We start from the raw sequence: 17,202 nt of genomic DNA, 5'->3' as shown, positions 1-17,202 counted from the left end.
ACTTCTCAGAACTTGGCTTCTTCCGTCCCTCGACCCGGCTCCCGACACCGTGTGACCGTGGGTGACACGCCGGCCGGGCGACACGCCGCACCACCGGGCGGAACGACGGTCCGGTGCCGGCGTCACGACATCCGAGGAGACGACATCATGCAGAACGCCGTGGAGCGGTTGCGGACCGAGTGGGAGACCGACCCCCGCTGGCGGGGAGTGCGCCGCAGCTACCGCGCCGAGGACGTGGTCCGGCTGCGCGGGGCCGTCCAGGAGGAGCACACCCTGGCCCGACGCGGGGCGGAACGGCTGTGGGAGCTGCTGCACACCGAGGACTACGTCCACGCCCTGGGCGCGCTCACCGGCAACCAGGCCGTGCAGATGGTCCGGGCCGGGCTCAAGGCCATCTACCTCTCCGGCTGGCAGGTGGCCGCGGACGCCAACCTCGCCGGGCACACCTACCCCGACCAGAGCCTCTACCCCGCCAACTCGGTGCCCGCCGTGGTGCGCCGGATCAACAACGCGCTGCTGCGCGCCGGCCAGATCACCACCGCCGAGGGCGACGACGGCGGCACCGACTGGCTCGCGCCGATCGTCGCCGACGCGGAGGCCGGCTTCGGCGGCCCGCTCAACGCCTACGAGCTGATGACCGCCATGATCGGGGCGGGCGCGGCCGGGGTGCACTGGGAGGACCAGCTCGCCGCCGAGAAGAAGTGTGGCCACCTGGGCGGCAAGGTGCTCGTCCCGACCGGCCAGCACGTCCGCACCCTGGAGGCGGCGCGGCTCGCCGCCGACGTGGCCGGGGTGCCGTCGGTGGTGATCGCCCGCACCGACGCGCAGGCCGCCACGCTGCTCACCACCGACGTGGACGAACGGGACCGGCCGTTCGTCACCGGCGAGCGCACCGCCGAGGGGTTCTACCGGGTGCGCAACGGCGTCGAGCCGTGCATCGCCCGGGGACTGGCCTACGCCCCGCACGCCGACCTGCTCTGGATGGAGACCTCCACCCCCGACCTGGCGGTGGCCCGCCGCTTCGCCGAGGCGATCAAGGCCGAGTACCCGGACCAGCTCCTCGCCTACAACTGCTCGCCGTCGTTCAACTGGCGCAGGCACCTCGACGACTCGACCATCGCGAAGTTCCAGCGGGAACTCGGCCACCTGGGCTACCGGTTCCAGTTCATCACCCTGGCCGGCTTCCACGCCCTCAACTACTCGATGTTCGACCTGGCCCGGGGCTACGCCGCCGACGGCATGTCCGCCTACGTGGCGTTGCAGGAGCGGGAGTTCGCCGCCGAGCCGGCCGGCTACACCGCCGTCAGGCACCAGCGTGAGGTCGGCACCGGCTACTTCGACCTGATCAGCACCGTGCTCAACCCGGCCGCCGAGACCACCGCCCTGCGCGGCTCCACCGAGGAGGAGCAGTTCGCATGAGATACGAGATCATCGGCCCGCTGGCCGACCGCTTCGACGAGGTCCTCACCCCCGACGCGCTGGCGTTCCTGGTCGCGCTGGACAGCGAGTTCGCCGCCCGCCGGGTGGCCCTGCTGGACACCCGCCGGGCCCGCCGGGACCGGTACGCCACCGGCCAGTTCCCCGACTTCCTGCCGGAGACCGCCGCGGTCCGCGCCGATCCGGACTGGCGGGTGGCCCCACCGGCACCCGGCCTGGTCGACCGCCGGGTCGAGATCACCGGGCCGACCGACCGCCGGATGACCGTCAACGCGCTCAACTCCGGTGCCCGGGTGTGGCTCGCCGACTTCGAGGACGCCACCGCCCCGACCTGGCACAACGTCATCTCCGGCCAGCTCAACCTGATCGACGCCCTGGACCGGCGGATCGACTTCACCGACCCGCGCGGCAAGCGGTACGCCCTCGGCGCGGAGCTGGCCACCATCGTCGTCCGGCCGCGCGGCTGGCACCTGGTGGAGAAGGGTGTCGTGGTGGACGGGCGGCCCATCTCGGCCAGCCTGGTCGACTTCGGCCTCTACCTGTTCCACTGTGCCCGCCGGCAGCTCGACGCGGGCTCCGGGCCGTACTTCTACCTGCCGAAGCTGGAGAGCCACCGCGAGGCCCGGCTGTGGAACGACGTCTTCGTCTTCGCCCAGCAGCGGCTCGGCCTGCCCCGGGGCACCATCCGGGCCACCACGCTGATCGAGACGGTCACCGCCGCCTTCGAGATGGAGGAGATCCTCTACGAGCTGCGGGAACACTCGGCAGGGCTGAACGCCGGCCGGTGGGACTACATCTTCAGCATGATCAAGAACTTCGGGCAGTGGGCGGACTTTGTCCTGCCGGACCGCGCCGAGGTCACCATGACGGTGCCGTTCATGCGGGCGTACACCGAGCTGCTGGTGGCCACCTGTCACCGGCGGGGGGCGCACGCGATCGGCGGGATGGCCGCGTTCATTCCGAGCCGGGATCCGCAGGTCAACGAGGCGGCCCTCGGTCGGGTGCGGGCGGACAAGCGGCGGGAGGCCGGCGACGGGTTCGACGGCTCCTGGGTGGCCCATCCCGGCCTGGTCGACACCTGCCGGGAGGAGTTCGACGCGGTGCTCGGCGACCGCCCCCACCAGCTCGACCGGCTGCGCGACGAGGTCAGCGTGACCGCCGTCGACCTGCTCGCCGTCGACAAGACCCCGGGCCAGGTCACCGCCGCCGGGTTGCGGGCCGACATCGCCGTCGCCGTGCGCTACGTGGACGCGTGGCTCGGCGGCACCGGCGCGGTGGCCCTGGAGAACCTGATGGAGGACGCGGCCACCGCCGAGATCGCCCGCTGCCAGGTCTGGCAGTGGCGGCACCACGGTACCCCGCTGGCCGACGGCGGTCGGGTGACCGACGAGCTGGTCCGGTCGATCCTGGCCGAGGAGCTGGCCGCCCTGCTGACCGGACGCGGGGGAGCCGACCGGGAGCGCGCCGAGCGGGCCGCGCGGATCATCGAGGACACCGCCCTCGGCGAGGACCTGCCGGCCTTCTTCACCACCGTCGCGTACGCCCGGCACCTCGATCCGACCCGCCGGCCCGCCGGGTCGGCCCGCTGACGATCCGGACCGGGCGGCCGGGACGGGTCGACCGGCCCGTCCCGGCCCGCCGACGGCTCCGTTGCCCGTGCGCCGCGCCGGGCCGTGCGGGGCGGGCCGGTCGCGGGTGGTGCTCAGCCGGGTTCCCGGCCGGCGGAGGTGCGGCGCAGCTCGCGCAGCACGCCGTGGCGGCGCAGCGCCCAGGTGAGGCGGGGGACGCTCGGGTGCCGGACGAACAGCACCACCGCCCGGCGGACCAGGCCGCCCCGGTTGTCGTCGACCTGCTGCTCCACCGCCTGCCAGACCAGCTCGCGCACGCCGGGGCTGTCGAGCACCGCCCGCACTCCGCGCCGTACCTCGGGATCCTCGGCCGCCGAGGCGATGGCCGCCGCCCGACCCGGCCGGCTGGCCAGCGACGCCGTGACCGCCGCGACGAGTGGCCGGCGCACCTCCTCGCGCTCCAGCGCCAGCAGCACCGCCTCCCGGATCTCGGTGGTGTCCAGGCCGGACCGCAGCAGGCCGAGCAGGCCGCGCTCCACCGCGCGGTCGTGCCCGGGGGCGGACAGCGCGGCCAGCAGCACCGCCACCTCGTCGAGATCGACGAGGTGGTGCACCCCGCTGCGGAACTCGGGCAGTTCCCAGACCGCCAGCAGGGCCGTGACGAGATCGCGGTTCACCCCCCTGCGCTACCCGGGGACGGCCGGCGGCGAAACCCGGCCGGCCGGGTGCACCGGGGAGGGCGGTACCGCCCGGCCGCCTGTGACGGCAGCCGGACCCGGTGCGGTCGGGCGGCTGTCGGGCCGGGTCAGGCGGGCGGGGTGCGGGGGATGCCGGCGAGCCGGCACACGGCGGCGAAGCCGTCCGGGCTGCCCGGCCAGTGCCGTCGCACCGCGTCGATGCCGGCGCGGCGGACCACGGAGCGCAGCACGGCCGCCACCACGATGGCGTCGTCGGCGTAGCCCAGCAGCGGGATGATGTCGGGGATCAGGTCGACCGGGCTGGCCAGGTAGGCGATCAGCAGGTAGAGCCGCACCCGTACGCCGGTCGGCAGGTCGGGGTCGGCGGCCAGGCGGCGTAGCGTCCGCAGCAGGTCGGGCAGGATCCGGATCGCCTCGGCGAGCAGGGAACCCTTCGGCCGCACCAGCAGCAGGCCGATCGTCAGCGCCGCCCAGGAGGCGGCGAGCGCGACGCCGACGCCCAGGACGACCTTCCACGTCATCAGCCGAGTATCCCCGCCGGCCCAGGCTGTCGTACGGACGGCCCGGTGGCGGGCTTTCGAATGTTTCGGCCCCGGTGACCCGGACGGTCGGTGTGCTCGTCCGCCACCCGCCGACCCCGGCCGGGTGGTGCCCGATCCCCTGTGTCCCACCTGCGCAAACGCTTTCCCCGGCGGGCCGGGAGTTTTCCGGAACATTTCCGAAAGTTGTTGACAGTGTGGCCGACCGGTATCGATACTGACCCTTCGATGGGAATACACGTGCATCGATTGTTGGCACCGGATGGCAGGGAGGCCCCGTGAGTAGCAGCCAGAGGCAGCGCAGGAGAGTACGCCGGTTGGCGCTACCGGCAGCGGTGTTGTTGCTGGTCGGCGGCGCGGTGACGATCCAGTCCACCGCCCCGGCTGCCGCCGCGGAGACCACGCTGCGGGCCGCGGCGGCCAAGGCCGGGCTGTTCTTCGGCACCGCGTCCTCACCCAACCGGCTCTACCCGATCCTCGCCCAGGAATTCGGCCAGCTGACTCCCGAGAACGACATGAAGCCCGACCGCATCGCCACGTCGAGCGGCGGGCTGCAGAACACCAGCGGCGCGGACCAGTTGGTCAACCACGCGCAGAGCAACAACATGGTGGTCCGGGGGCACACGCTGGTGTGGCACTCGCAGGCCGGCGCGCTGCAGGGCGCGAGCCAGTCGACGCTGAACACCTTCATCGGCAACGCCATCAACCGGTGGGGCAGCAAGATCGCCTACTGGGACGTGGTCAACGAGTCGCTGGAGGACAACAACACCGGCCGCCGCCGCAACCAGTGGCCGCACACCATGAACCGGGACGCCAACGGCGACGGTGACTACTTCGACGCCGGCGACACCGACGTCATCCGGGACTCGTTCATCCGGGCCAAGCAGGTCGTGCAGGCCGGCGGCTACTCCACCAAGCTCTGCATCAACGACTACGACGTCGAGGGGCTGACCGTCAAGGGCGGTGGCCCGAACCGCAAGGCCAACGCGCTGTACGACATCGTCCGCACCTACCGGCAGTACATCGACTGCGTCGGGTTCCAGTCGCACTTCAACGACAACCCGAACAGCATCATCACCAACGACCTCCAGGCCAACATCCAGCGCTTCGCCGACCTCGGCGTCGAGGTGCACCTCTCCGAGGTGGACATCGACGACGACCTGAGCAACAACGACATCGGCGCCGGCCAGGCGGAGAACTACCGCAAGGTCGTCCGGGCCTGCCTGAACGTGGCGAAGTGCACCGGCATCACCGTCTGGGGCATCTCCGACAGCGAGTCGTGGCGCTCCTCGGAGCGGGGCCTGCTGTTCACCGGCGGCAACGGCAACTACCAGAAGAAGTCGGCGTACTACGCGGTGCTCGACGAGCTGAACAAGGGCCGCGGCACCACCACTCCGCCGCCCACCACCACCCCGCCGCCGACCACCCCGCCCCCGACCACTCCGCCGCCGACCACGCCCCCGCCGACCACTCCGCCCCCGACGACGCCCCCGCCGACCACGCCCCCGCCGACCACGGGCTGCACGGCCACGGTCTCGCTGAACTCGTGGACCGGCGGTTTCGTCGCCACCGTGCGGGTCACCGCCGGCAGCGCACCGATCAGCGGGTGGAACGTCCAGCTCACGCTGCCCTCCGGCGCCGCGGTGACCAGCGTGTGGAGCGCCAACCGCACCGGCACCAGCGGCAGCGTGCAGTTCAGCAACGTCAGCTACAACGGCACTGTCACCGCCGGCCAGTACACCGAGTTCGGCTTCCAGGGCACCGGGGCCGCCAGCGGTCTGAACCCGGTCTGCACCGCCTCCTGAACACCACCTGTCCTGGACGGGCGCGGGCCGCCCGTCCAGGACAGGTCCGGCGCGTCGACCAGCGTCCCCCGCACTCCCGCCCGGCGGGACACCCGCCCCCAGCGCCCCGCCCCAGCACCCCGCACCGCCGGAACCGCTCGACCGGTCGTGGACCCCGGCGCGGGCGGGGGAGCGGACCACCCCGCCCGGGGCGCCGGTGTCGGCGGCGGGCGGAGCTGCCGGGGTTCTCTATATTGGTGAGGCCCGCCCCCGCCGGTGGAGTTGTCGTGCCGGGGCTCGACGGGTCGGCCAGAGGGGGACGTGGATGGCACTGACCGACGACGCGATCGCCAGAATCCGGAGCATGATCTCCAGCGGTGAGCTGCCGCCGGGCGCGCGTCTCCCCCCGGAGCCGCAGTTGGCCGCGCAGATGGGGTTGTCCCGCAGCGGCGTCCGGGAAGCGGTCAAGGTGCTCGAATCGGCCCGGGTGCTCGACGTACGCCGCGGCGACGGGACGTACGTCACCAGCCTCGCCCCCCGGCTGCTGCTGGAGGGCCTGGGTGTCGCGGTCGAGCTGCTGCGCGACGACACCCTGCTGGAGGTCATGGAGGTGCGCCGGATGCTGGAGCCGATGGCGACCGGGCTGGCGGCGCTGCGGATGACCGAGGCCAGGCTCGACGAACTCCGGCACATCCTGGCGGAGATGCGGGCCGCGGCCGACGACGCGGAGAAGCTGATCGGCTTCGACGCGGCCTTCCACCACACCGTCGTGGCGACCACCGGCAACGAGACCCTCACCTCGCTGCTCGACGGCCTGTCCAGCCGTACCCTGCGCGCCCGGGTGTGGCGGGGGCTGATCGAGGGCAACTCGGCGCACCAGACGATCGACGAACATCACGCGATCTATCTGGCGCTGCGGTCACGCGACCAACTGCTCGCCCAGGCGAGTGCGCTGATCCACGTCAACACCTCCGAGGCGTGGTTGCGCACCGTGCTCGCGGCCCAAGCGGCCGACGCCTGACCACCCCGGCGGCCCGGATCACCCGGGCCGGGCCCGGAGCAGCCGGCGGCCGGGTCTCACGCGGTCGACGCTCCGGCCGCCGCCACCGCCCACTGTGGGCCGTCCGGGAAGCGGAAGGCGGCCAGGGACGCCGGCAGGATCTCCGCGCTCATCCCCGGTGCGGTGGGGGCCAGGTACCGCCCTGCGCTGACCCGCGCCGGGTCGACGAAGTGCTCGTGCAGGTGGTCGACGTACTCGATGGCCCGGTCGTCGGTGCTGCCACTGAGCGCCACGAAGTCGAACATCGCCAGGTGCTGTACCAGCTCGCACAATCCGACCCCACCGGCGTGCGGACAGACCGGCACCCCGAAGCGCGCGGCGAGCAGCAGGATTGCCAGGTTCTCGTTGACCCCGGCGACCCGGCAGGCGTCGATCTGCACCACGTCGACCGCGTCGGCCTGGAGCAGTTGTTTGAACATCACCGCGTTGTGCACGTGCTCGCCGGTGGCCACCCGGATCGGGGCGAGCGCCGCGCGGACGGCGGCGTGCCCGAGCACGTCGTCCGGCGACGTCGGCTCCTCGATCCAGTACGGGTCGAACACGGCGAGTTCGCGCATCCACCGGATCGCGTCGGGCACCCCCCAGATCTGGTTGGCGTCGACGGCGAGGCGGATCTCCGGCCCGACGGCCCGCCGGGCGATGCCCATCCGGCGTACGTCGTCGGCGAGGTTCCCGCCCACCTTCAGCTTGATCAGTCGGTAGCCGTCCCGCACCGCCTCCGCGCAGAGCCGGGCCAGCTTCTCGTCGTCGTAGCCCAGCCAGCCCGGGGTCGTGGTGTAGGCCGGATAGCCCTCGGCCCGCAGCCGGCGCTCGCGGTCGGCCCGGCCGTCGCCGGCCCGACGCAGCAGGGCGAGCGCGTCGTCCTCGGTGAGCGCGTCGCGCAGATAGCGGAAGTCGACCTGGCCGACCAGCTGTTCCGGGGTGAGGTCGGCCAGCAGCTTCCACAGTGGCTTGCCCGCCCGCCGGGCCGCGAGGTCCCACACCGCGTTGACCAGGCCCCCGGCGGCCATGTGCACGACCCCCTTCTCCGGGCCCAGCCAGCGGATCTGGCTGTCGCCGACGAGCCGCCGCGCGAGCGCGCCCGGGTCGGCGGTCAGCTCGTCGACCGGCTGGCCGACCACCATCGCGGCGAGCGACCGGACGGCGGCGACCTGGATCTCGGTGCCGCGTCCCACGGTGAAGACCAATCCGTGCCCCTCCGCCCCGGCCGAGGTCCGCAGGACGACGTAGGCGGCGGAGTAGTCGGGGAACGGGTTCATCGCGTCGGATCCGTCCCGGTGGACGGAGGTGGGGAAGCGTACGTCGATCGTCTCTACCGACGAGATGCGCTCAGTCAACGGGACTCCTGGTCCTGGGTGGGAACGGTTGTCGGTCTGCCGCCCGGCTCGTGGGCGTGGCTCGCGGGTCCGGCCGACGGACCGCGCGGGTTCAGGTCTGTGCCCGGCCGCCGGTGATGCGCGACACCACCAGGGCGACCAGGATGACCGCGCCGTTGAGGAAGTTCGTCCACTGCGCGGGCACCCCGGCCAGGGTCAGCACGTTGATGATCATGAAGAGCAGCAGGACGCCGGTGAAGGCGCCGAAGACGCTGCCCTTGCCGCCGTTGAGGCTGACGCCGCCGATCACCGCCGCCGCGAAGACCTGGAAGATCGCGCCGTCGCCCTGGGCCGCCGGCACCGCCGCCAGCCGGCCGCTGATCAGCAGCCCGGCGAGGGCGGCGAGCACACTGGCCACGACGAGCGCGATCCACAGCACCCGGTCGGTACGGATGCCCGCGGCGCGGGCCGCGTCGACGTTGCCGCCGATGGCGTACAGCGACCGGCCGGCACGGGTGTGACCGAGGACCACGATCCCGACGGCGAACAGCAGCAGCGACAGCCAGATCGAGGCCGGTATCCCGAACCAGCTGGTGGAGCCGAGATACGTCATCGACCCGGGCAGCGCGAAGAAGGTCTGCCCGCCGGAGATCCCGGTGAGCAGCCCGCGCAGGATGATCAGCATGCCCAGCGTCACGATGAAGCCGTTGAGGCCGAACCGGACGATGAGCAGCCCGTTGAACGCCCCGACCAGGGCGCCGACCAGCAGCACCACCGGCACCGCCCAGGCCTCCGGGAGCAGGCCCAGCCCCAGCCCCCGGGTGAGCTCGGGGTCGACGACCAGCCAGGCGGCGATGCCCGGGGCGAGCCCGAAGGTGGACTCCAGGGAGAGGTCCATCTTGCCGGTGATCAGCACGATGGTCTGGGCCAGCACCAGGATGGCGATCTCCGACATGCTCTGCAGCACGTTGACGACGTTGTCGGTGCTGAGGAAGACCGGGCTGATGATCCACCCGACAATCGCCACCGCGACGATCGCCGGCACCAGCGCCAGGTCGCGCAGCCGGGCGAGCGCCAGGTGCCGCGACGGCGGGCGGGCCGGTGGCGGCGCCGGAGGCGACGCCTTCCCGGTGGACAGCGTCTCAGACATGGTGGAGGTCCACCCCTTCCATGGCGGCTACCAGATCGTTGTCGCGCCAGCCGTGGGCCAGCTCGCCGACCACCCGACCCTGGAACATCACCAGCACCCGGTCGCAGATGCGCAGGTCGTCGAGTTCGTCGGAGACCACCAGCACCGCGGCGCCCCGCCGTCGCACGTCCTCGACGACCCCGAGCAGGGTCTGCTTGGCCCGCACGTCGACCCCGGCGGTGGGTGTGACGAGCACCAGCAACCGCGGGTCGTTGGCCAGCGCCCGCCCCATGACGACCTTCTGCTGGTTGCCGCCGGACAGCTCGGAGACCGGCACCTGCGGGCCGGCCGCCTTGATCGTCAGGTCGGCGATCGTCCGCCGGGCCAGGGCGTCGCGGCGGGCCGACGAGATGAGGCCGTACCGCCCGACCCGGTGCGGCACCGTCATCGTGACGTTCTCCGCGACGGACAGGGACGGCACCAGACCCTCCCGGTGCCGGTCCTGCGGCACCAGCCCGACACCGGCGGCGAGGGCGTCGGGCACACTGCCCGGCCGCAGCACGCGGCCGGCGAGGGTGACCGTGCCGCCGGCCGGACGGGCGAGACCGACGATCGCCTCGGCGACCTCGACCTTGCCGCTGCCCCCGCTGCCGGCCAGGCCGACCACCTCGCCCGCCCGGGCCTCCAGCGACAGCTCGGCACCGGACGCGGTGACCAGGTCGCGCACCGCGAGCAGCACCGGCGCGTCGGCCGTCGGCGGCCGGTGGTCGGCCACCGGCATCGTCACGTCCTCCCCGGTCATCGCGGCGACCAGCGCCTGCCGGCTCAACGCGGCGACCGGCGCGGTGACGATGTGCCGGGCGTCGCGGAAGACCGTGACCCGGTCGCACAACTCGTAGATCTCCTGGAGGTGGTGGCTGATGAACAGGAACGTCACGCCGTGTGCCCGCAGGTCCCGGATCCGGGTGAACAGCCGGTTGATGCCCGCCGCGTCGAGCTGGGCGGTCGGTTCGTCGAGGATGATGAACCGGGCGCCGAAGGACAACGCGCGGGCGATCTCCACGAACTGCCGCTGCTCGACCGAGAGCGCCGAGGCCGGCTGGCGCACGTCGACGTCGACCGACCAGTCCGCCAGCAGCTGTTCGGCCTCCCGACGCAGCCGCGACCAGTGGATCAGGCCGCTGCGGGAGCGCGCGTGCCGGTGCAGGAACAGGTTCTCCGCCACGGTCAGGGTCGGGATGATCGTCGACTTCTGGTAGACGCACGCCACCCGCTGCCGCCAGGCGTCGCGGTCGCCCAGCGGGGGCGCCGGCCGCCCGGCGAAGGCCACCGCCCCGCCGTCGGCGGCCTGCAACCCGGTGAGGATGCTCACCAGCGTCGACTTGCCGGCGCCGTTGCGCCCCACCAGGGCGTGCGCCTCACCGCGGCGGACGGTGATCTCGGCCCGGGACAGGGCGAGGGTGGACCCGAACCGTTTGGTGATCTCCACGGCCTCGACGACCGGCGGGTCGTCGCCGACCGGCCCGCCGTCCGGGCGGCGCGCGCTGGCACTCATCCCTGACGACCCCACAGCGACGTGTCGTCGAACTTCACCGTGGGCTGGCCGCCGACCGGTGCGCCGTCCAACGTCACCAGCGGTGCGGGAAGCTGGTCCTCGAGCAGGCCCTCGCGCACCCGGATGATGGTGCTGCCGTGTTCGGTGGGGCCGGGTTGGAACGTCCTGCCCTCGATCGCCGCCTTGGCGTACTCCAGCCCATACCGGGCGTAGAGGTCCGCGGGCTGGCTGACGGTGGCGTCGATCAGGCCGTCGCCGATGTTCTTCAGCTCCTCGGGGATGCCGTCGTTGGAGACGACGAAGACGTGCTTCGGGTCGGTCGGCGGCACCTGGAGGCCGCGCTGCTTGAGGATCTGCAGGGTGCCCGACAGGGCGAACGAGGACTGCATGTAGATGCCCTTGACGTCCGGGTCGGAGGCGAACCGGGTCTGCAGCTTCGAAGCCGCCACGTCGGCCTTCCAGTCGGTCGCCTCACCGAACACCGTGATGCCGGGGAAGTCCTTGGCCATGCACTCCTTGAACGCCTCGGTGCGGTCCCGCCCGTTGATCGAGTCCAGGCCACCCTGGAGCATGACGACCTTGCCCCGACCGCCGAGCTTGCTGCCCAGGAACTGGCAGGCCTTGGTGCCGTAGGCCCGGTTGTCGGCGCGGACCACCATGAACACCGTGCCGGTGTCGGGGCGGGTGTCGATGGTGACCACCGGGATCTTGCGGCTCTCCAGCTGGCTCAGCGTCGGCGCGACGGCGGCGGTGTCCTGCGGGGCCATCACCACCCCCTTGACGCCCTGACTCATGAAGGTCTGGGCGTTCGAGATGAGGTTCGCGATGTCGTTCTGCGAGTTGGTGGTCTTGAGGTCCACCCCGAGTTCGTCGGCGGACTGCGGCACGTACCTGATGTAGGAGTTCCAGAAGTCGGTGTCGGAGCGCGGGTAGTCGACCCCGATCAGCGCCCGGCCGCCCCCCGCGGCTCCGTCGCCGTCCCGGTCACCGCAGCCGGCGGCGAGGGCGACCGTCGCGCCGAGCAGCACCGTCAACCCCGCGCTGAGCAGCTGTCTGTGGTTCATTGGGTCTCTCCGTTTCCCCGGGCGTGGTCCGCGCGCCTGCTGGGGCGGGACGGGTGGTGGGTGTCGTGCGTGGAGGATGACCCGCCCGGCGTCGATACATCAGACGTTAGAGTTTACAATGGTCAACGTCAATGCTTGCCAATTCCGCGCGGCGCATCTTGCGCGGTTGTCCCGTGCCGCGGTGCCGGTGCGTGGGAACGGGTAGACGTCAGACCAATGCCGGTGTCGTGCCCCGGGCGGAGCCGGCGGCCCCCGGGTTCCGTCGGCCCCCGCCCTTGTCGGCCCGACGGGGACCGGACCGGAGGTCCACCGTCCGGGTCGCCCACCTTCCATCCAGTGGAAGACGCCGTCCCCGCCGCCCACACCGCACGGGATGATGCGGTGACATCGACCCTCGTCAAGAAGGAGGTCCGTCGGATGGCGTTCGCCCGGGACCAGTGGTACGTGGCGGCCCACAGCGACGAGGTCGGCCGGGGGCTGCTCGCCCGCACCGTGCTCGACGAGCCGTTGGTGCTCTACCGCACCGGGGCGGGGCAGGCGGTGGTGCTCGCCGACCGGTGCGTGCACCGGCGCTACCCGTTGTCGCGGAGCCGGCTCGACGGCGACACGGTCGTCTGCGGCTACCACGGCTTCACCTACGATCCGACCGGCGCGTGCGTCCTCGTACCCGGTCAGCGGCGCATCCCGCGGACCGCGCGGGTCGCCGCCTACCCGGTGGTGGAGCAGGACACCTTCGTCTGGGTCTGGATCGGCGACCCGGACCGGGCCGACCCGGCCACCATCCCGCGCGCGCCGTGGCTGGCCGACCCCGGGTACGCGGTGGTCCGCGGGATGGCCCCGCTGGACGCGCGGTACGAGCTGCTGGTCGACAACCTGCTGGACCTGTCGCACGAGACCTACCTGCACGGTGGTCACATCGGCACGCCGGAGGTGGCGGACACCCCGATCACCACCGAGGTGGACGAGGACCGGGCCATCGTCTACGTCAGCCGGCACATGGACGACGCCGAGTGCCCGCCGTTCTACGCCCGCTCGACCGGGATCCAGGGCCGGATCACCCGCTGGCAGGACATCGAGTACCACCCGCCCTGCCTCTACCTGCTGCACAGCCGGATCGCACCGCAGGGGGTGCTGCCGCCCGCCGAGGGGGCGGACAGCCAGGCCTTCCACGCCGAGATCGTGTACGCCATCACCCCGTCGACCGCGCACACCACGTACGACTTCTGGGCGGTGGCGCGTGACTTCGCGGTCGACGACGAGTCGGTCAGCGAGTACCTCCACCAGAGCAACCACACCGTGGTCATGCAGGACGTGGCGGCGCTCAACATCCTGGAGCGGGTGATCGCCGCCGAGCCTGACGGCTACCGGGAGCTGAGCATCAACATCGACACCGGTGGCCTGGCCGCCCGGCGGTTGCTGGCCCGGATGGTCGGGTCCGCAACGGTGGGAGCGCCCCGGTGACCTCCTTTCCGGCCGGGCCGCCCGCCGGGGACCGCGTCCACCGGATCCACTGGCTGCCGGGCACGGACACGCTGCGCGGGGTCTGCCACTGCGGCGCGGAGCGGGTCGCCGTCGAGCCGGTCGCGTTGTGGGAGTGGCTGCTCGGCCATCCGCGGGACCACCAGGATCCAGCGGTGCCGGGGGACCGACCGGTGGCGTCGGCGGGGGACCGACCGGTGGTGCGGGCGTGACCGAAGAGGCGGTGACCGAAGAGGCGGTGGCCGGGGAGGCGGTGACGGACGAGGAGCCGGCCGGGGAGGCGGTGGCCGGGCTGGAGTTGACGGTCGTGGCCCGCGACCGGGTGGCGGCGGAGGTGGTGGCGCTCACCCTGGGCCGCCCGGACGGCGGTGAGCTGCCCGGCTGGACCCCGGGCGCGCACGTCGACCTGGAGCTGGGGCCGGGACTGGTCCGTCAGTACTCGCTGTGCGGCGACCCGGAGGAGCGGACCACGATGCGGATAGCCGTGCAGCGTGAACCGGACGGGCGCGGGGGTTCCCGGCTGGCCCACGAGCGGCTCACCGTCGGCGCGACCGTCCGGGTGCACGGCCCCCGCAACACCTTCCCGCTGGTCGCGGCCCGGCGCTACCTCTTCGTCGCCGGTGGCGTCGGCATCACCCCGATCCGGCCGATGGTGGCCGCCGCCGACGCCGCGGGCGCCGACTGGCGACTGGTGTACGGCGGACGCAGCCGGGCCACCATGGCCTTCGCCACCACCCTGCGGCAGCGCTACGGCGACCGGGTGAGCCTGCACCCGCAGGACGAGACCGGGCTGCTCGACCTGGCCGCCGTGCTGGCCGGTCCCGACGTCGGCACGGTCTACTGCTGCGGCCCGGAATCCCTGGTCACGGCGGTGGAGGAGCACTGCCGTGGGTGGCCGCCCGGCAGCCTGCACGTCGAGCGGTTCGCCCCGCGCGGCGGCGGGTCGGCGACGGCGATCGAGGACGACGGCGGACCAGCGGGGACGACCGACGGCGGCGGGTCGGCGGCGACGTTCGAGGTCGAGCTGGCGCTGTCCGGGCGGACGGTGACCGTGCCCCCGGGCACCTCGATCCTGCGGGCCGTCGAGGAGGCCGGCGTGCCGGTGCTGTCGTCGTGCCGGCAGGGCACCTGCGGCACCTGCGAGACCCCGGTGCTGGCCGGGGTGCCGGAGCACCGCGACAGCCTGCTCGGCGCCGCGGAACGGGCCGCCGGGGACGTCATGCTGATCTGTGTCTCCCGGGCCCGTACGCCCCGGCTGGTGCTGGAGCTGTGAGCCGCCGTCGTCGGCGGGGAGGAGGGCGGGGTGCGCGGGCAACCGGGACGGTCGGTGACCAGCAGGGTGCTGGCGCTGCTCGACGCGTTCACCCCGGCCGGTCCGGCGCTGACGCTGAGCGAGCTGGCCCGGCGCACCGGCCTGCCGCTGTCCACCGTGCACCGCCGGGTCGCCGAACTGCTCGCCTGGGGGGCGCTGGAGCGCGGCGACGACGGGCGGTACCGGATCGGCCTGCGGCTGTGGGAGGTGGGCTCGCTCGCGCCACGCGGGCTGGGGCTGCGGGAGGTGGCCCTGCCGGTGCTGGAGGACCTGTACGAGGTGACCCACGAGAACGTCCAGCTCGCCGTCCGGCAGGATCTCGAACTCGTCTTCATCGAACGCATCGCCGGGCGGCACGCGGTGCCCGTGCTCACCAGGGTGGGTGGCCGCTTCGCGTTGCACGCCACCGGGGTCGGGCTGGTCCTGCTCGCGCACGCGCCGGCCGGGGTCCAGGAGCGGGTGCTGGCCGCGCCGCTGGAGCGCTACACCGCGCTGACCCTCACCGACCCGGCGCGGCTGCGCCGCTGTCTGGCCGAGGTGCGCCGGGTCGGGTACGCGGTCAGCGACCGGCAGGTCACCATGGACGCCCTGTCGGTGGCCGCCCCGATCCGTGCGGCGGAGGGGGTGGTGGCGGCGATCTCGCTGGTGGTCGCCCACGACCGGGCGGATCCGGTGGCGCTGGCCCCGCTCGTCCAGGCGGCGGGCCGGGTGCTCTCCCGGGCGCTGGGCGGCAGGTACCGCTGAGCGTCGGGCGCGGTGACGGCTCCGGCCGTCAGTCGGGGAAGGCGAGCAGTCGCAGCAGGCGGGCCAGCCGTTCGTGTTCCCGGGGCGTCACGGCGGGCAGCGAGCCGAGCCCCACGGCGCGGACGCTGTCCTGGGCGCGGGCGAACAGTTCCCGGCCGGCGTCGGTGGCGACCAGCACGTTGGCCCGGCGGTCGGCGGGGTCGGCCCGGCGCTCCACCAGTGCCCGCTGGGCCAGCCCGTCGATGAGGGCGACGACCTGGCTGGGGTCGAGCCGCAGGAACTCGGCGAGTTCCCGCTGGGTCGGGCGGACGTCGTCGGCGGCCAGGGCGAGCACCGAGTAGGAACGGGCCTTCAACCCGTGCTCGGCGAGCGCGGCGTTCGCCGCGGCGAGGGCCAGGGCGTTGGCGCGGGCCAGCAGGAAGCTCAGGTCCCCGGCGAGCACGCTGTCCCGGAGCCGGTCGCGTCCGGTCGACCGGGTCCTGTCGACAGGGGACATGGCGCGATGGTAGCAAGCATCCCGAATAATTGACATTCTCAACGGTCCGTGCTCAGATCGCATCGACGAAAGGGAGTGCCCATGTCACTGGACGGCAAAGTCGCCATCGTCACCGGATCCGGGCGGGGGCTCGGTCTCGCCTACGCCCAGGAGTTGGCGCGGCGCGGCGCGGCCGTCGTGGTCAACGACGTCGACGCCGAGGCCACCGCCGGGGCCGTGGCGGCGATCGAGGCGTCCGGTGGCCGGGCCGTCGCGGTGACCGCACCGGTCGGCCCGACCGCGACGGCGGAGGCACTCGTCAGGGCCGCGGTGGAGCACTTCGGGCGGTTGGACATCCTGGTCACCAACGCTGGCGTGCTGCGCGACACGGTGCTGTGGAAGATGAGCGACGACGACTTCGACACCGTGGTCAACGTGCACCTGCGCGGCACCTTCACCACGGTGCGCGAGGCGGTGCGGCAGATGCGGCAGGCCGGCGGGGGCGGCCGGATCATCTGCATCGGGTCGCCCACCGGCCAGCGCGGCACCTTCGGCCAGACCAACTACGCGGCGGCCAAGGCGGGCATCGTCGGCATGGTCCGCACCTGGGCGCTGGAGCTGAAGCGGGCCGGCATCACCGCCAACACCGTCGTCCCGGTCGCCGCCACCGCGATGACCGCCACCGTCCCCTACTTCGCCGCGGCGGTACGCGCCGAGGCGGACGGCGACCCGATGCCGACGTTCTTCCGGCACGATCTCGGCTTCGGCACCGCCGCCGACGTCGCCGGGCTGGTCGCCTTCCTCGGCTCCGACGCGGCGGCCCAGGTGACCGGGCAGGTGATCGGGGTCGGCGGTGACCGGCTCCAGATCTGGACCCATCCGGAGGCGGCGGTGACCGCCTACCGGGAGGGCGGCTGGACGTACGACGCGCTGGTGCAGGCCTGGCCGGCGACGTTCGCCGGGGCGACGCAGAGTGTCGGCGAACGCTTCCCGGAGCTGCCCGCCCAGTTCCAGCCGGCCACCCCCTGACCCACCCGGCCCG

General features: G+C 73.0%; 16 protein-coding genes. 9 read left to right on the top strand and 7 right to left on the bottom strand.

Translation table 11 applies throughout. From position 1 onward, the window contains the following. Positions 1-147 precede the first annotated feature (147 nt). A complete protein-coding gene (gene aceA / locus O7625_RS25440; protein ID WP_282342183.1) occupies positions 148-1,419 on the top strand; it encodes an isocitrate lyase in 1,272 nt (423 codons plus the stop codon). After that, on the top strand, positions 1,416-3,026 hold the full coding sequence (aceB, locus tag O7625_RS25435; protein WP_282342181.1) for a malate synthase A: 1,611 nt from the start codon (positions 1,416-1,418) through the stop codon (positions 3,024-3,026). Before aceA ends, aceB begins: the two co-directional genes overlap by 4 nt. 113 nt (positions 3,027-3,139) lie before the next feature. On the opposite strand, the gene O7625_RS25430 is transcribed toward aceB, so the two are convergent. Further along, positions 3,140-3,682: a hypothetical protein gene (locus tag O7625_RS25430; RefSeq protein ID WP_282342179.1), complete on the bottom strand. Its 543-nt coding sequence runs from the start codon at positions 3,680-3,682 to the stop codon at positions 3,140-3,142. A gap of 128 nt (positions 3,683-3,810) precedes the next feature. Beyond that, positions 3,811-4,224, bottom strand: coding sequence for a DUF1232 domain-containing protein (locus O7625_RS25425; protein ID WP_282342177.1), 414 nt, complete (start codon positions 4,222-4,224; stop codon positions 3,811-3,813). 296 nt (positions 4,225-4,520) lie between these two features. Here O7625_RS25425 and O7625_RS25420 point away from each other — a divergent pair, with 296 nt between their 5' ends. After that, positions 4,521-6,047 (top strand): endo-1,4-beta-xylanase, encoded by a 1,527-nt coding sequence (locus tag O7625_RS25420; RefSeq protein ID WP_282342175.1) that lies wholly within the window; start codon positions 4,521-4,523, stop codon positions 6,045-6,047. A gap of 304 nt (positions 6,048-6,351) precedes the next feature. Then, positions 6,352-7,047 carry a FadR/GntR family transcriptional regulator gene (locus O7625_RS25415; RefSeq protein ID WP_067312180.1) on the top strand — a complete coding sequence of 232 codons (696 nt, stop codon included), beginning with the start codon at positions 6,352-6,354 and terminating at the stop codon, positions 7,045-7,047. A gap of 56 nt (positions 7,048-7,103) precedes the next feature. On the opposite strand, the gene O7625_RS25410 is transcribed toward O7625_RS25415, so the two are convergent. The 4 genes from O7625_RS25410 to O7625_RS25395 form a co-directional block, all read right to left on the bottom strand. After that, positions 7,104-8,423 carry an enolase C-terminal domain-like protein gene (locus tag O7625_RS25410; protein WP_282342172.1) on the bottom strand — a complete coding sequence of 440 codons (1,320 nt, stop codon included), beginning with the start codon at positions 8,421-8,423 and terminating at the stop codon, positions 7,104-7,106. A 91-nt stretch (positions 8,424-8,514) separates the two neighbouring features. Then, complete coding sequence (locus tag O7625_RS25405; RefSeq protein WP_282342169.1) at positions 8,515-9,552, bottom strand: ABC transporter permease; 1,038 nt, start codon at positions 9,550-9,552, stop codon at positions 8,515-8,517. Further along, positions 9,545-11,086, bottom strand: coding sequence for a sugar ABC transporter ATP-binding protein (locus tag O7625_RS25400; RefSeq protein ID WP_282342167.1), 1,542 nt, complete (start codon positions 11,084-11,086; stop codon positions 9,545-9,547). Before O7625_RS25400 ends, O7625_RS25405 begins: the two co-directional genes overlap by 8 nt. Then, positions 11,083-12,150 (bottom strand): sugar ABC transporter substrate-binding protein, encoded by a 1,068-nt coding sequence (locus tag O7625_RS25395; protein WP_282342164.1) that lies wholly within the window; start codon positions 12,148-12,150, stop codon positions 11,083-11,085. The genes O7625_RS25400 and O7625_RS25395 overlap by 4 nt, the downstream gene beginning before the upstream one ends. 381 nt (positions 12,151-12,531) lie before the next feature. Here O7625_RS25395 and O7625_RS25390 point away from each other — a divergent pair, with 381 nt between their 5' ends. The 4 genes from O7625_RS25390 to O7625_RS25375 are packed head-to-tail and all read left to right on the top strand — an operon-like array spanning position 12,532 to position 15,685. Next, entirely contained in the window at positions 12,532-13,611 is a 1,080-nt protein-coding gene (locus O7625_RS25390) for an aromatic ring-hydroxylating dioxygenase subunit alpha (protein WP_282342163.1), read from the top strand. Then, entirely contained in the window at positions 13,608-13,841 is a 234-nt protein-coding gene (locus O7625_RS25385; RefSeq protein WP_282342161.1) for a hypothetical protein, read from the top strand. Before O7625_RS25390 ends, O7625_RS25385 begins: the two co-directional genes overlap by 4 nt. Then, a complete protein-coding gene (locus O7625_RS25380) occupies positions 13,838-14,902 on the top strand; it encodes a PDR/VanB family oxidoreductase (protein WP_348773969.1) in 1,065 nt (354 codons plus the stop codon). The genes O7625_RS25385 and O7625_RS25380 overlap by 4 nt, the downstream gene beginning before the upstream one ends. Before the next feature lie 54 nt (positions 14,903-14,956). Further along, positions 14,957-15,685, top strand: a complete 729-nt coding sequence (locus O7625_RS25375; protein WP_282342159.1) for an IclR family transcriptional regulator — start codon at positions 14,957-14,959, stop codon at positions 15,683-15,685. A 28-nt stretch (positions 15,686-15,713) separates the two neighbouring features. On the opposite strand, the gene O7625_RS25370 is transcribed toward O7625_RS25375, so the two are convergent. Further along, positions 15,714-16,181, bottom strand: coding sequence for a MarR family winged helix-turn-helix transcriptional regulator (locus O7625_RS25370; protein WP_067312204.1), 468 nt, complete (start codon positions 16,179-16,181; stop codon positions 15,714-15,716). Between the two features lie 81 nt (positions 16,182-16,262). Between O7625_RS25370 and O7625_RS25365 the strand changes: the two genes are divergently transcribed. Then, on the top strand, positions 16,263-17,189 hold the full coding sequence (locus tag O7625_RS25365; protein ID WP_282342157.1) for an SDR family NAD(P)-dependent oxidoreductase: 927 nt from the start codon (positions 16,263-16,265) through the stop codon (positions 17,187-17,189). Positions 17,190-17,202 lie beyond the last annotated feature (13 nt).

The organism is Micromonospora sp. WMMD714, assembly GCF_029581315.1.
GTDB lineage: Bacteria > Actinomycetota > Actinomycetes > Mycobacteriales > Micromonosporaceae > Micromonospora > Micromonospora rifamycinica.
This window is presented reverse-complemented; position numbering and strand designations above follow the sequence as displayed.

Excerpts from the sequence above, each read along its gene's own strand:
- aceA (WP_282342183.1), top strand. The coding sequence starts at position 148 with ATGCAGAACGCCGTGGAGCGGTTGCGGACCGAGTGGGAGACCGACCCC.
- O7625_RS25415 (WP_067312180.1), top strand. The coding sequence starts at position 6,352 with ATGGCACTGACCGACGACGCGATCGCCAGAATCCGGAGCATGATCTCC.
- O7625_RS25395 (WP_282342164.1), bottom strand. The coding sequence starts at position 12,150 with ATGAACCACAGACAGCTGCTCAGCGCGGGGTTGACGGTGCTGCTCGGC.
- O7625_RS25405 (WP_282342169.1), bottom strand. The coding sequence starts at position 9,552 with ATGTCTGAGACGCTGTCCACCGGGAAGGCGTCGCCTCCGGCGCCGCCA.
- O7625_RS25365 (WP_282342157.1), top strand. The coding sequence starts at position 16,263 with ATGTCACTGGACGGCAAAGTCGCCATCGTCACCGGATCCGGGCGGGGG.
- aceB (WP_282342181.1), top strand. The coding sequence starts at position 1,416 with ATGAGATACGAGATCATCGGCCCGCTGGCCGACCGCTTCGACGAGGTC.
- O7625_RS25425 (WP_282342177.1), bottom strand. The coding sequence starts at position 4,224 with ATGACGTGGAAGGTCGTCCTGGGCGTCGGCGTCGCGCTCGCCGCCTCC.
- O7625_RS25370 (WP_067312204.1), bottom strand. The coding sequence starts at position 16,181 with ATGTCCCCTGTCGACAGGACCCGGTCGACCGGACGCGACCGGCTCCGG.
- O7625_RS25400 (WP_282342167.1), bottom strand. The coding sequence starts at position 11,086 with ATGAGTGCCAGCGCGCGCCGCCCGGACGGCGGGCCGGTCGGCGACGAC.